The following is a 13274-nucleotide window of genomic DNA, read 5'->3' as shown; positions in this document are numbered from 1 at the left end:
CCGGCCGGGGGTTCACCCGCACAACCGGGGTCCAATTTTTATACCGGTATTAGTATCACAGGCATGGTGCGAACCCCCTTGAGTCCCTGGGAACGGCGACGCGGCGAGCTGTTCGGCGCGCTGCTGCGCCGAGCGCGGGGCAACCGGAGCATGGTCGAGGTCGCGGCGGCGGCGGGGATCTCGGCGGAGACCCTGCGCAAGATCGAGACGGGGCGGGCGCCGACCCCGTCCTTCTTCACCGTGGCGGCGCTCGCCACGGCGCTGGGCGTATCGCTGGACGAGCTGTCCGTCGCATGCGTGCCGGAGACCGCCTCCGGCGCGGAGGACGGCGTCGGAGAGCGGGCGCTCTCGGCCTGACCTGACCCGACCCGGCGGGCCAAGGTCAGGGTCAGGGGCGGCGGGTCGCCAGAACGCAGAACTCGTTCCCCTCCGGGTCGGCGAGAACCACCCAGCTCGTCTCGCCCTGGCCGACCTCGGTATGGCGGGCGCCCAGGTCGAGCAGGCGACGGACCTCCGCGTCCTGCTCCCGGTCGGTCGGGTTGACGTCGATATGCAGCCGGTTCTTGACGGCCTTGCCCTCGGGCACGCGCGCGAAGGTCAACACCGGCGGCACCGGGCCGGGGCGGTCGCCCCCCTCGGGGAAGGCGGGAGAGCCGATGGTGACGACATCACCGCCGTCCTCCTCGTCCAGCACCTCGTAGTCGAGCACCGAGCACCAGAAGAGGGCGAGACGGCGGGGGTCGGCGCAGTCGATCGCGAGCTCGGTGAACTTGCTGGCCATGGCGGAGCCTTTCGGTCGGGGCCGGTCGGGGGCCGGTCGGGTTGCGGCCCGGTGGCGGAACGGGGCCGGCCGGCGTCCGGGTTCGGCGGGCGGGCCTCGACCGCGCAGACGCCGAACGGTCAGGGGCGATGGTCCAACAGCCGGGTGAGCAGCCGCAGGAACTCGTCGCGTTCGGCCGCGCTCAGCGGCGCGAGCAGTCGGTCGTGGAGATCGTCCAGGACGGTGTCGAGAACGCGCAGATGGCGGTCGCCCCGGACGGAGATCCTGACGATGTTGCGGCGCCGGTCGTCGGGATCCGGCGCCCGATCGACGAGTTCGCGTTCGGCCAGCTCGTTGAGCACACCGACCATGTCGCTGCGGTAGATGCCGGTGCGCCGGCTCAACGTCGCCTGGCTGCCGGGCCCGTACTCCCGCAGTGAGGCGAGCACGGCGTAGTGCCACTTGCGGGCGTCGACCTGGGCCAACCCCTGGTTGATCAGGCGATCCGACCGCGCGGTCAGCTGCGACAGCTGTCGGCTCACCCGCCGCCGCAGCCCCTCGGGGGTCGCGCTCCCACCGTCGTCGGGCACGTCCGTGGCTTCGACCTGGGGCATGGGGCCAATCCTAGTCATTGCGTTAGTCAGACTAACGATATACGGTCGCTGACGCCGAGAACGTTAGTTCGACAAACGTTCACTCGGGGGGTCAGGGAAGGAAGATCCACTATTTCCACCAAGAGCGTGCAGATTCCCACCACGAACGGTCAGGCGGATGCCCTTGTCGCCTTCCCCGACGACGGCGAGCGGCATCCGGGGGTGCTGATGTACGCGGACGCGTTCGGCATCAGGACCGCGCTGCGGGAGATGGCCGACGAACTGGCCGGCCACGGGTACTACGTGCTCGCTCCCAACTTCTTCTACCGCCAGGGGCCGACGCCGCTGGTCGAACTCCCCGCGCATATCGGGGAGGAGGCCCGTCCCGCGATCGTCGCCCAGCTGATGCCCCTGATCGAGGCGCACACCGCCGAACGCGCCCTGAGCGACGCCGACGCCTATCTGGCATTCCTCACCAGCCAGCCCGAGGTCGGCCCGGGGCCGGTCGCGGTGACCGGCTACTGCATCGGCGGCCTGCTGGCGACGCGCACCGCCGTGGCGCGCCCCGACCTGGTGGCCGCCCTCGCTGCCTTCCACGCACCGGTGGCCGCCGACGGGTTCGAGAGCCTGCGCCACCTCGCCGCCGAGGTCCACTTCGGCCATGCCGCAACGGATCTGACGCCCGCGGACCTGGGCGAACTCAACCAGGCCCTGGACGCCGCCGGGGTCCACGGCAGCTCCGAGATCTACCCGGGCACCGTCCACGGCTTCACCATGTCCGACACCGACGCCTTCGATCCCGCCGCGCTGCGTCGCCACTGGGAGCGCCTGCTGCCGCTCCTCGCCCGCACCCTGACCGAGCGTTGAGGCGGCGGCCCTACACGGGCGCCGGCTCGCTGGCCCGGGTGGCCGAGATGAGCCCGGCCAGCGAGGTGCGGGTCTCCGACAGCGCGGAGATCCGGTCGTCCAGACCCCGGAGATGTTCCTGAAGGGTCTCCAACTTGCAGGCGGCGACCGTGCCGTCCTGGCGAACGCAGGGCAGCAGATCGCGGATGGCCCGGGTCGGCAGGCCGGCGTCCAGCAGCGCGCGAATGCGCCGGACCACGGCCGGCGCGCCGTCGGCGTAGCGGCGGTGGCCGCTGTCGAGGCGGTGGGACTCCAGGAGGCCCTGCTCCTCGTAGTAGCGCAGCAGCCGGACGGAGGCACCCGTCGCGGCGGCCAGCTCGCCGATCTTCATGTGACGCTCCTCACATCATCTTGAATCTCACATCCATGTGAGATCCTAGCGTGCGGGTCATGACGAACACGGATCACCCCATCGCCCTCTACGGTTTCCTCCGCCCCAGGCCGGAGCACTCGGACGAGGTCCGACGCGCTCTCACCGCCCTCGTGGGTCCCACCAGAGGGGAGCCGGGCAACCTCCAGTACCACCTCCACGAGCAGGAGGACGGCCGGTTCTTCCTGTACGAGGTCTGGCGCTCCCAGCAGGACCTGGACCGGCACAACGCGACGCCCCCGCTGCGGGCCTTCATGGAGAACGTGCCGCCCCTCCTGGAGGAGCCCCCGGAGGCCTACTTCGGCACCATGCTCAGCCCCTACCCCGACGCCGACGCCGAACGGAACTAACCCCCACCTGGCCCGGTTCACCCGGCGCGGCTCAGAAGCCGCCCTCCATGTTGACGAAGCGGGAGTAGTGGCCCTGGAAGGCGACCGTGATCGTGGCTGTCGGGCCGTTACGGTGCTTGGCGACGATCAGATCCGCCTCGCCGGCGCGGGGGGACTCCTTCTCGTAGGCGTCCTCCCGATGCAACAGGATGACCATGTCGGCATCCTGCTCGATCGAGCCTGACTCTCGAAGGTCGGAGACCATCGGCTTCTTGTCCGTGCGCTGCTCCGGGCCACGGTTCAGCTGGGAGAGCGCCACCACCGGGACCTCAAGCTCCTTGGCCAGCAGCTTGAGGTTCCTGGACATCTCCGAGACCTCCTGCTGCCGGCTCTCCGGACGGCGGCTGCCGCCGGTCTGCATCAGCTGGAGGTAGTCGATCACCACCAGCTGGAGGTCGTTGCGCTGCTTCAGCCGCCGGCACTTGGCCCGGATCTCCATCATCGACAGGTTCGGCGAGTCGTCGATATACAACGGCGCCTCGTTGACCTCGGCCATCTGCCGGGCCAGGCGGTTCCAGTCCTCGTCCGTCATGCTGCCGGAGCGCATATGGTGCAGCGCCACCCGCGCCTCGGCGGAGAGCAGACGCATGGCGATCTCGTTGCGCCCCATCTCCAGCGAGAAGATGACGCTGGGCAGCTTGTGCTTGATCGAACAGCTGCGGGCGAAGTCCAGCGCCAGCGTGGACTTGCCCATCGCGGGACGGGCCGCGATCACGATCATCTGGCCGGGGTGCAGGCCGTTGGTCAGCGAGTCCAGATCGGTGAAGCCGGTGGGCACCCCCGTCATCTCCCCGCTGCGGTTGCTGATCGCCTCGATCTCGTCGAGCGCGCCCTCCATGATGTCGCCGAGCGGCAGATAGTCCTCGGCAGTGCGCTGCTCGGTGACCTGGTAGATCTCGGCCTGCGCCGAGTTGACGATGTCGTCGACGTCGCCGTCGGCCGCATATCCCATCTGGGTGATCCGGGTGCCGGCCTGCACCAGCCGGCGGAGCACCGCGCGGTCGTGCACGATCTCCGCGTAGTACTCGGCGTTGGCCGCCGTGGGCACCGTCTGCACCAGCGAGTGCACATAGCCCGCGCCGCCGACCCTGGCCAACTCGCCGCGTTTGGTCAGCGCGTCGGAGATGGTGATCGGGTCGGCCGGCTCGCCCTTGGCATAGAGATCGAGGATGGCCTCGTAGATCGTCTCGTGCGCCGGCTTGTAGAAATCCCGGCCGCGCAGCACCTCCACCACATCGGCGATGGCGTCCTTGGAGAGCAACATGCCGCCGAGCACCGACTGTTCGGCCGCCAGATCCTGTGGGGGCAGCCGCTCGAAGGCCGCCCGCTCGTCCGGCGGCTCCTCCTCGTGGCTGTGCCGCGGCCGGGAGACGGACAACTGCTCCTCGGGGCCGGCCTCGTCCCACGAAACACCCGCGTGTTCGAGCTCCGCCATGGTCTCCGCCTCCTCCCGGCCAAAGGCACCGTCGCGCTCTCATGTCTACGGCACGGCACTGACAGTTGGCGCCTCGGCCGGCCTACGACGGAGCCCCGATCGGCGCGCGCGAACGACACCGGGAACCACGCCAGGCGGACCTACGGTAAGGCCCGGATCGAGGAGGACCAACCCGAGTTATCCACAGGCTATGTGGATTTCAGATCAGACCCTGTGGATAACTCCCCGGATCCTGTGGACGACCTGGGGACAGCCAACCGACCGGAAACCGACTCCCCCTCAGGAAGCCCGCTCCGACCTGCGGTTTCCCTCGATGGTCACGGTCTGTACGGAAGGTGCCGCAGCATGCCGGGGCTTTGCGAAATCTCGCACCGACGATCACACCGCGCACCCGGACGGCTGAGCGAAGGTAAGGATCCTAAGACTCTTGCATCCATTACCTGTGGATGTTTGGATCAGGCCATGTCATCCACCAGCAGGGCCGACGTGCCCTGCCCGCCCGACGACGGCGACCAGCCCGGGAAGCCACCCGGCGCCAGGGACGCCCGTCGGCTGCGCAAGCAGTCCCTGCGCCGGCACGACCGGGAGATCTTCGCCCTCGCCATCCCCGCCTTCGGAGCCCTGGTCGCCGAGCCGCTGTTCCTGATGGCGGACAGCGCCATGATCGGTCATCTGGGCACCGCCCAGCTCGCCGGTCTCGGGGTCGCCGCCGCGCTGCTCGCCACCGTGGTCAACATCTTCGTCTTCCTGGCCTATGCCACCACCGCCGCGGTCTCCCGCAGCGTGGGCGCCGGCGATCTCCCGACCGCCATCCGCCGGGGCATGGACGGCATCTGGCTGGCCCTGCTGCTCGGCACGGTCATCGTCGCCGTGGTGATACCCGGCACACCGGCCATGGTGGACGCCTTCGGCGCCTCCGACACCGCCGCCCCGCACGCCGTGAGCTATCTGCGGATCAGCGCCCTGGGCGTGCCGGCCATGCTGGTGGTGCTGGCCGCGACGGGTGTGCTGCGCGGACTGCAGGACACCCGCACCCCGCTGTATGTCGCCATCGGCGGATTCAGCGCCAATATCGCGCTCAACGCGCTCTTCATCTACGGACTGGACGGCGGCGTGGCCGGCGCGGCCTGGGGGAGCGTACTGGCCCAGTGGGGCATGGCCGCCGTCTATCTGCGGGTGGTGGTGCGTGGCGCCAGGGCACACGGCGCGACGTTGCGGCCCAGCGCGGCCGGCGTGCTGGCCAACGCGAGGGCGGGCGTCCCGCTGCTGGTACGCACCCTCTCGCTGCGCGCGGTGATGCTGATCGCCACGGCCGTGGCGGCGCGGATGGGGGACACCGATATCGCCGCGCACCAGATCAGCCTGACCATCTGGACGCTGCTGGCCTTCGCTCTTGACGCCATCGCGATCGCCGGGCAGGCCATCATCGGGCGCTTTCTGGGGGCCGGCGACGCCGCGGGCGCGCGGGACGCCTGCCGCCGGATGGTGTGGTGGGGCGTGGTCAGCGGGGCCGCTCTCGCCCTGCTGCTGACGGCCGCGAGCCCGCTGCTGCTGCGGCTGTTCACCGGCGACCCCGAGGTGCGCGAACAGCTGCTTCCCGTGCTGCTGGTGGTCGCGGTCACCCAGCCGGTGGCCGGCGTGGTCTTTGTGCTGGACGGGGTGCTGATGGGCGCCGGCGACGGCACCTATCTCGCCGGGGCGATGCTGTTCACCCTGCTGGTCTTCGCGCCGGTCGCCCTGCTCGTGCCGACGCTGGGCGGCGGCGTCACCGCGCTCTGGGCGACCATCGCAGGTCTGATGATGGGCACCCGGCTGATCACCCTGGGACTGAGAACGAGAACCGGGCGCTGGATGGTCACCGGCGCGGTCCGCGCCTGATCCGTCGGCCGGGGAACGAACGGGGGCGCGCCCCGCCGCGTCGCGACGGAACGCGCCCCTGTCGTTGCCGGAGCGGCGGGCGCCCTACTTGGAGGCGTCCACCGTGATGCCCACGTTGGCGACGACCTCGGGGTGCAGCCGGACCGAGATCCGGTGCGAGCCGAGGCTCTTGATCGGGTTGCTCAGCTCGATGCGGCGCTTGTCCACATCGGGGCCACCGGCGCTCTTCACCGCGGAGGCGATATCGGCCGGGGTGACCGAGCCGAAGAGGCGACCGCCGGAGCCGGCGCGCACCTTGAGCCGGACGGTGACGCCCTCAAGCTGGGCCTTGACGTCGTTGGCCTGCTCGATCGAGGCGATCTCGCGGATCTTGCGACCACGCCTGATCTGCGCGACGTCCTTCTCTCCGCCCTTGGTCCAGCGGATCGCCACCCCACGGGGCAGCAGGTAGTTACGGGCGTACCCGTCCTTCACGTCGACCACGTCGCCGGCCATGCCCAGGCCGGAGACCTCATTGGTCAGGATGATCTTCATAACGCGTCATACCATCCTTTCCGTTTATCGAGCGGTCGAGGTGTAGGGCAGCAGCGCCATCTCACGGCTGTTCTTCACGGCCGTGGCGACATCGCGCTGGTGCTGGGTGCAGTTGCCGGTGACCCGGCGGGCACGGATCTTGCCGCGGTCGGAAATGAACTTCCGCAGCAGGTTCGTGTCCTTGTAGTCGACGTAGGAGATCTTCTCCTTGCAGAAAACGCAGACCTTCTTCTTAGGCTTGCGCGCGGGCGGCTTCGCCATGGTGTTTCTCCGGTGAGTTCAAAAGAAGTTGGGTGCTTGTCGCCAAGCGCACCGCGATCAGAACGGGGGCTCGTCCGAGTAGCCGCCGCCACCGCCGCCACCGCCACCGCCGCCCCAGCCGCCGCCCTGCTGACCGCCGGCCGGCGCTCCCGTGGCCCACGGGTCGCCGCCGGACGCCGGGCCGCCGCCCTGCTGACCGCCGGCGGGACCGCCCTGGCCGCCGCCCCAACCGCCGCCACCACCACCCTGACCACCACGGCCGGCGGCCCTGGTGACCTTGGCGGTGGCGCTGCGCAGGCTGGCGCCGACCTCGTCGACCTCAAGCTCGAAGACCGTGCGCTTGACGCCCTCCCGGTCCTCGTAGGACCGCTGCTTGAGCCGGCCCTGGACGATGACGCGGGTGCCCTTGGTCAGCGACTCCGCGACGTTCTCCGCGGCCTGCCGCCATACCGAGCAGGTGAGGAAGAGGCTCTCGCCGTCCCGCCACTCGCTGGTCTGCCGGTCGAAGATCCGCGGCGTGGACGCGACACGAAACTTCGCGACCGCCGCACCGGATGGGGTGAAGCGCAGCTCGGGGTCGTCGACCAGGTTGCCGACGACCGTGATGACGGTCTCGCCTGCCATTGGGGGAACCTCTCGGCGGGGGTTAACTGCTGTTGCTGCGATGATGACTTATGGCACTGACAGTGCTACTCACACAGACCGACCGCCGCTGTCCGCCTCCTCGTGTCGAGGACGGCGGGAACGCGGTGGACCTGGGCAGATGACGCGTGGTCCCGGGATATGCCCGGGATTCAGCGGGTGAGCGGCCGGAGGACCTTGGTCCGCATGACCGACTCGTTGAGGTTCATCTGCCGGTCGAGCTCCTTGACCACATCGGGCTCGGCCTGGAGGTCGATCACCGAGTAGATGCCCTCGGGCTTCTTGTTGATCTCGTAGGAGAGACGGCGACGTCCCCAGGTGTCGACCTTCTCGACCTTGCCGTTGGCCTCGCGGACCACGGACAGGAACGACTCGATCAGGGGAGCGACGGCGCGCTCCTCAAGCTCGGGGTCGAGGATCACCATCACCTCGTAGTGACGCATACGTGAACCCACCTCCTCTGGACTCAGGCGGCCACGGACGATCCGTGGCAGGAGGGTCGTGATGCGTGTCCGCACCCGGCGTCGAGCCGGGCCCGGACAGTACACCGTACCCGCATTCGGCCTTCCGGTTGAAATCCTCCCGGGAAGCCCTGCAATCTGGACAGACAGGCATTTATGCCAACGAAGGGTTGCATATGACTCAGGCAGTGCATCGCGGTACGATCACCCATCCCGTCGGCACCCTGCTCAACACCGACGGCCGATCGCACCCCAAGGAGAACTCCTTCGCCTCGATCGCCCTGGTCCTGGGCCTGGTCGCGGCGATCACATCGATCTTCTCCGGACTGCATCTGATCAGTTGCTGGGCGGGTCTGGCCGGCCTTCTCGTCGGCGCCTGGGCACAGTTGATCTCCGCCACCACCGGACAGCGCTTCATCACCGTGATCGGACTCGGCGGCTCGGGGGTGGGGTTCTATCTGGGCATGGCACACGGCGGGCTGTTCGGCGGGGTTCTGGGCTAGCGCGGAGCCGGGGCACACGGGCGGTCGGGGCACGCCACGCACGGCCGTACACAAGCCACCGCGCCGTCCCCCGGACGGCGCGGCGCCGTTAGGCTTCCGGGCGAGACGCTGCGTTTGACGCCCAAGGAGCGCCCCGCATGAGCCTGACCCTGAGGACCATCAGCCGCGACGAACATCTCGCGTATATCCGCTCGCTCCCGTCCGCCAGCCATATGCAGGTGCCGGCGTGGGGTGATGTCAAGGCTGAGTGGCGCTCGGAGTCGCTGGGCTGGTTCGACGCCTCCCAGCGCCTGGTCGGCGCCGCGCTGGTGCTCTACCGGCAACTTCCCAAGCTCAAGCGCTATCTGGCCTATCTGCCCGAGGGCCCGGTGATCAACTGGTACGCGCCCAATCTGGAGGAGTGGCTGCGCCCGATGCTGGCGCATCTCAAGCGGCAGGGTGCGTTCTCGGTCAAAATGGGCCCGCCCGTGGTGATCCGGCGCTGGAACGCGGCGGCGATCAAGGCCGGCATCCAGAACCCCGAGGTCAAGCGGCTGCGGGACGTCGAGGCGACCACCCTGGAGCCCAAGGCGTTCGAGGTGGCCGACCAGCTGCGGCGCATGGGCTGGCAGCAGGGCGAGGACGGCGGCGCTGGCTTCGGCGACGTGCAGCCGCGCTACGTCTTCCAGATCCCGCTGCGCGACCGCTCGTTGGACGAGGTGCACAAGGGCTTCAACCAGCTGTGGCGCCGCAACATCAAGAAGGCCGACAAGGCCGGGGTGCAGGTCGTCAGCGGTGGCTTCGACGACCTTCCCGCCTGGCAGCACCTCTACGAGGTGACGGCCGAACGTGACAAGTTCCGTCCGCGTCCGCTGATGTATTTCGAGCGGATGTGGCGTGTTCTCAACGAAGAAGAGCCGGGTCGGATGCGTCTCTACTTCGCTCTCCACGAGGGTGAGCCCGTCGCCGCCGCGACGATGCTGATCGTGGGGGGACATGTGTGGTATTCGTACGGTGCTTCCGCCAACCACAAGCGGGAGGTCAGGCCCTCCAACGCGATGCAGTGGCGCATGTTGCAGGACGCGCACCAGATGGGCGCGCACGTCTACGACCTGCGTGGCATCGGGGACTCCCTGGAGGACACCGACCACCTGTTCGGCCTGATCCAGTTCAAGGTGGGCACGGGCGGCGAGGCGGCGGAGTATCTCGGCGAGTGGGATTTCCCCCTCAACAAGCTGCTCCACAAGGCGCTCGACATCTATATGTCGCGACGCTGATCCCCTTCGGCCGAAGACCCATCCGACCAATGACCGGCGGGCGTCGAACAGAGCGGTACGACGTCGCCCTCACCTCGCCCAGCCCGGCGAACACTCGCGGTAGCCGGTCACTCCCTACGGACTTCTCGGTAGCACGACTCAGCAGAAAGGCTCTCCCCGGCCATGGCGCTCACCCTTTACGTCGAAACCGACCGCTGGCGGGCGCACCAGCGGTCGGTGGTAGGCGACTTTCCCGGACTCATTCCCGTCTGCAAGGGCAATGGCTATGGCTTCGGCCATGACCGGCTGTCCGAAGAGGTCTCCCTGATGGAGATCGACATCATGGCCGTCGGCACCACCTACGAGGCCGCGGCGATGAAGGACAGGTTCAGCGGGGACCTGCTGGTGCTGACGCCCTACCGGCGGTCGGAGGAGCCGGTGCCGCTTCCCGATCGGGTGATCCGTTCGGCCTCCTCCGTTGACGGGGTCTACGGGCTGGTGGGATCCCGGGTGGTGGTCGAGGTGATGAGCTCCATGAAGCGGCACGGGGTGACGCCGCGCGATCTGGGCAAGCTGCACGCGGCGCTGGACGATGTGCGTCTTGAGGGCTTCGCGATCCACCTCCCGCTGGACCGCACGGACGGCACCGACGCGGTGGAGGAGGTCATCGGCTGGATGGACCGGCTGCGGGCCGCCAGGCTGCCGTTGGACACCATGTTCGTCAGCCATCTGACCTCGACCGAACTGGCCCGACTGCGGCAGCAGTTCCCGCAGACCAGGTTCCGGGCGCGCATCGGCACCCGGCTGTGGCTGGGCGACCACGGTGCCACCGAGTACCGGGGCGCGGTGCTCGACGTGACGCCGGTCGCCAAGGGGGACCGCTTCGGCTATCGGCAGCAGAAGGCCGCCGGGGACGGCTGGTTGGCGGTGGTCGCCGGCGGCACCTCGCACGGCGTCGGTCTTGAGGCTCCCAAGGCGCTGCACGGCATGACCTCGCGCGCCAAGGGCATGGCCCGCGCCGGTCTCGCCACGGTGAACCGCAATCTCTCGCCGTTCGTCTGGGACGGCAAGCAGCGCTGGTTCGCCGAGCCACCGCATATGCAGGTGTCGATCCTGTTCGTACCGGCCGAGGCCAAGGAGCCCAAGGTCGGGGACGAGTTGAAGGCGATTCTGCGGCACACCACCACCCAGGTGGACCGGCTGATGGACCGCTGACCCGCTGACCGCCGACCCGCCCCAGCGTCCCGACGTCCCGGCGGTGGGACGCGGCGGGCACAGAAACGGCGGCAGCCCCGGAAACGGACCGGGGCTGCCGCTCTTGTCATGAGGCGAGCCATGCGGCGTCGCGCTGTCGTCACGCCAGGCAGTCGCCGTGCGCGCCCCCACACCTGGGCGGCGCCGGGGTCATCCGGGCGTCCGGCTCCCGGGCGTCCGGCTCAGCTCTCGACCTCGCCGCGGATGAACTTCTCGACTTCCTCGCGGGCGACATCGTCGAAGTACTGCACGGGCGGCGACTTCATGAAGTACGAGGAGGCGGAGAGCACCGGACCGCCGATACCCCGGTCCTTGGCGATCTTGGCCGCACGCAGCGCATCGATGATCACACCGGCGGAGTTCGGGGAGTCCCACACCTCAAGCTTGTACTCCAGGTTCAGCGGGACGTCGCCGAACGCACGGCCCTCAAGCCGCACATAGGCCCACTTGCGGTCGTCCAGCCAGGCCACGTAGTCGGACGGGCCGATGTGCACGTTCTTCTCGCCGAGGTCCCGGTCGGGGATCTGGGAGGTCACGGCCTGGGTCTTGGAGATCTTCTTGGACTCCAGCCGGTCGCGCTCCAACATGTTCTTGAAGTCCATGTTGCCGCCGACGTTCAGCTGCATGGTGCGGTCCAGGATGACGCCCCGGTCCTCGAACAGCTTGGCCATGACGCGGTGCGTGATGGTGGCGCCGACCTGCGACTTGATGTCGTCACCGACGATCGGGACACCGGCCTCGGTGAACTTGTCGGCCCACTCCTTGGTGCCGGCGATGAACACCGGAAGCGCGTTGACGAAGCCGACCTTGGCGTCGATCGCACACTGCGCGTAGTACTTGGCGGCGTCCTCGGAGCCGACCGGCATGTAGCAGACCAGGACGTCGGCCTTGGTGTCCTTGAGCACCTGGACCACGTCCACGGGCTCGTCGTCGGACTCGACGATCGTCTCGCGGTAGTACTTGCCCAGCCCGTCGTGGGTCTCGCCACGCTGCACGGTCACGCCGGTGGGGGGCACGTCACAGATCTTGATGGTGTTGTTCTCACTGGCGCCGATGGCGTCGGTGATGTCGATGCCGACCTTCTTGGCGTCGACGTCGAAGGCGGCCACGAACTCGATGTCCGAGACGTGGTACTCGCCGAACTGGACATGCATCAGACCCGGGACGCGGCTGTCCGGGGCGGCGTCCTTGTAGTACTCGACGCCCTGTACCAGCGAGGCGGCGCAGTTGCCCACGCCGGCGATGGCTACGCGAACCGAACCCATTCCGGTTGCTCCCTGTGTGTGTTCTCGACGTGACCCCGCTTTGTCGCGGGGGCCTTAGATGGTGCTGTCGTCGGAAGGATCCGGGCGTGCGCGTTCCCGCGCACCTCCCTGTTCGCGCTGCTCGCGCTGATCCTGTCCTTCCCGCTCGCTCTCGATCAGCTCGTTGAGCCAGCGGACTTCACGCTCCACGGACTCCATGCCGTGACGCTGCAACTCCAGGGTGTAAGCGTCCAACTTCTCCCTGGTGCGGGCCATCGAGGCCCGCATCTTCGCCAGGCGCTCCTCAAGCCGACTGCGACGCCCTTCCAGGACGCGCATCCGCACGTCCCGGGACGTCTGGCCGAAGAAGGCGAAACGAACTCCGAAGTGCTCGTCCTCCCAGGCGTCCGGGCCGGCCTGGGCGAGCAGTTCCTCGAAACGTTCCTTGCCGTCGGCCGTGAGGCGATAGACGATCTTGGCCCGGCGGTTGGACAGCGGCGTCGCACGCGGATCAGCCGGATCCCGGCCCGACTCCTCGGCGAGCCAGCCCTGCTGGACGAGCGCCTTGAGGCACGGGTAGAGAGAGCCGTAGCTGAACGCACGGAAGACGCCGAGCGAGGTGTTGAGCCGCTTACGCAGCTCGTACCCGTGCATCGGGGCCTCTCGCAGGAGGCCGAGTACGGCGAACTCCAGGACACCTGAACGCCGGCTCACCCGGGAGGTCACCTCCGTCCGCATCTCTTGCGCCTTGCCTTGCCTTACCTAGTCCGGGCCGCCCACAGGGGTCGACTCGTCCATCTGTTCTGAGG

At 68.7% G+C, this 13274-nt stretch carries 17 protein-coding genes; 7 read left to right on the top strand and 10 right to left on the bottom strand.

Annotated elements, in window-relative coordinates:
• Positions 1-63: 63 nt before the first annotated feature.
• Positions 64-357, top strand: coding sequence for a helix-turn-helix domain-containing protein (locus AOM46_RS12345; RefSeq protein ID WP_062209798.1), 294 nt, complete (start codon positions 64-66; stop codon positions 355-357).
• Between the two features lie 31 nt (positions 358-388).
• On the opposite strand, the gene AOM46_RS12340 is transcribed toward AOM46_RS12345, so the two are convergent.
• Positions 389-781: a VOC family protein gene (locus tag AOM46_RS12340; protein ID WP_062209796.1), complete on the bottom strand. Its 393-nt coding sequence runs from the start codon at positions 779-781 to the stop codon at positions 389-391.
• A gap of 119 nt (positions 782-900) precedes the next feature.
• Complete coding sequence (locus tag AOM46_RS12335; protein ID WP_062209792.1) at positions 901-1374, bottom strand: MarR family winged helix-turn-helix transcriptional regulator; 474 nt, start codon at positions 1372-1374, stop codon at positions 901-903.
• Between the two features lie 126 nt (positions 1375-1500).
• Here AOM46_RS12335 and AOM46_RS12330 point away from each other — a divergent pair, with 126 nt between their 5' ends.
• The gene (locus AOM46_RS12330) at positions 1501-2220 is read left to right on the top strand and encodes a dienelactone hydrolase family protein (RefSeq protein WP_062209789.1); all 720 of its coding nucleotides are present in this window, start codon (positions 1501-1503) and stop codon (positions 2218-2220) included.
• A 10-nt stretch (positions 2221-2230) separates the two neighbouring features.
• Here the strand turns inward: AOM46_RS12330 and AOM46_RS12325 are convergent, their stop codons facing one another.
• Entirely contained in the window at positions 2231-2590 is a 360-nt protein-coding gene (locus AOM46_RS12325; protein WP_062209786.1) for a MerR family transcriptional regulator, read from the bottom strand.
• Between the two features lie 59 nt (positions 2591-2649).
• Between AOM46_RS12325 and AOM46_RS12320 the strand changes: the two genes are divergently transcribed.
• Positions 2650-2979 (top strand): putative quinol monooxygenase, encoded by a 330-nt coding sequence (locus AOM46_RS12320; RefSeq protein WP_062209783.1) that lies wholly within the window; start codon positions 2650-2652, stop codon positions 2977-2979.
• A gap of 31 nt (positions 2980-3010) precedes the next feature.
• Here the strand turns inward: AOM46_RS12320 and dnaB are convergent, their stop codons facing one another.
• Entirely contained in the window at positions 3011-4453 is a 1443-nt protein-coding gene (dnaB, locus tag AOM46_RS12315; RefSeq protein WP_062209780.1) for a replicative DNA helicase, read from the bottom strand.
• Between the two features lie 462 nt (positions 4454-4915).
• On the opposite strand from dnaB, the gene AOM46_RS12310 reads away from it, so the two are divergent.
• Positions 4916-6331, top strand: a complete 1416-nt coding sequence (locus tag AOM46_RS12310; RefSeq protein ID WP_078856799.1) for an MATE family efflux transporter — start codon at positions 4916-4918, stop codon at positions 6329-6331.
• 84 nt (positions 6332-6415) lie between these two features.
• Here the strand turns inward: AOM46_RS12310 and rplI are convergent, their stop codons facing one another.
• The 4 genes from rplI to rpsF form a co-directional block, all read right to left on the bottom strand.
• Positions 6416-6865, bottom strand: a complete 450-nt coding sequence (rplI, locus tag AOM46_RS12305) for a 50S ribosomal protein L9 (protein ID WP_062209777.1) — start codon at positions 6863-6865, stop codon at positions 6416-6418.
• A 24-nt stretch (positions 6866-6889) separates the two neighbouring features.
• On the bottom strand, positions 6890-7126 hold the full coding sequence (gene rpsR / locus AOM46_RS12300) for a 30S ribosomal protein S18 (protein ID WP_003978893.1): 237 nt from the start codon (positions 7124-7126) through the stop codon (positions 6890-6892).
• 57 nt (positions 7127-7183) lie between these two features.
• Positions 7184-7750: a single-stranded DNA-binding protein gene (locus AOM46_RS12295; protein ID WP_062209774.1), complete on the bottom strand. Its 567-nt coding sequence runs from the start codon at positions 7748-7750 to the stop codon at positions 7184-7186.
• A gap of 170 nt (positions 7751-7920) precedes the next feature.
• Positions 7921-8211, bottom strand: coding sequence for a 30S ribosomal protein S6 (rpsF, locus tag AOM46_RS12290; protein ID WP_062209772.1), 291 nt, complete (start codon positions 8209-8211; stop codon positions 7921-7923).
• Positions 8212-8405: 194 nt separating this feature from the next.
• Here rpsF and AOM46_RS12285 point away from each other — a divergent pair, with 194 nt between their 5' ends.
• The 3 genes from AOM46_RS12285 to AOM46_RS12275 all read left to right on the top strand — a co-directional run bounded on the left by AOM46_RS12285 (position 8406) and on the right by AOM46_RS12275 (position 11182).
• Entirely contained in the window at positions 8406-8732 is a 327-nt protein-coding gene (locus AOM46_RS12285; protein ID WP_062209769.1) for a hypothetical protein, read from the top strand.
• Between the two features lie 137 nt (positions 8733-8869).
• The gene (locus tag AOM46_RS12280) at positions 8870-9988 is read left to right on the top strand and encodes a peptidoglycan bridge formation glycyltransferase FemA/FemB family protein (RefSeq protein ID WP_062209766.1); all 1119 of its coding nucleotides are present in this window, start codon (positions 8870-8872) and stop codon (positions 9986-9988) included.
• 162 nt (positions 9989-10150) lie between these two features.
• Positions 10151-11182 carry an alanine racemase gene (locus tag AOM46_RS12275; protein ID WP_062209763.1) on the top strand — a complete coding sequence of 344 codons (1032 nt, stop codon included), beginning with the start codon at positions 10151-10153 and terminating at the stop codon, positions 11180-11182.
• Between the two features lie 221 nt (positions 11183-11403).
• Here AOM46_RS12275 and AOM46_RS12270 read toward each other — a convergent pair whose 3' ends face one another.
• Together AOM46_RS12270 and AOM46_RS12265 are read right to left on the bottom strand one after the other, a co-directional pair.
• Entirely contained in the window at positions 11404-12486 is a 1083-nt protein-coding gene (locus tag AOM46_RS12270; protein WP_062209760.1) for an inositol-3-phosphate synthase, read from the bottom strand.
• 54 nt (positions 12487-12540) lie between these two features.
• A complete protein-coding gene (locus tag AOM46_RS12265; RefSeq protein ID WP_062210752.1) occupies positions 12541-13179 on the bottom strand; it encodes a PadR family transcriptional regulator in 639 nt (212 codons plus the stop codon).
• Positions 13180-13274 lie beyond the last annotated feature (95 nt).

Source organism: Streptomyces sp. NBRC 109706 (assembly GCF_000974485.1).
Lineage (GTDB): Bacteria > Actinomycetota > Actinomycetes > Streptomycetales > Streptomycetaceae > Streptomyces.
The sequence above is the reverse complement of the archived record's forward strand: the minus strand, read 5'-3'. Positions and strand labels throughout refer to the sequence as shown.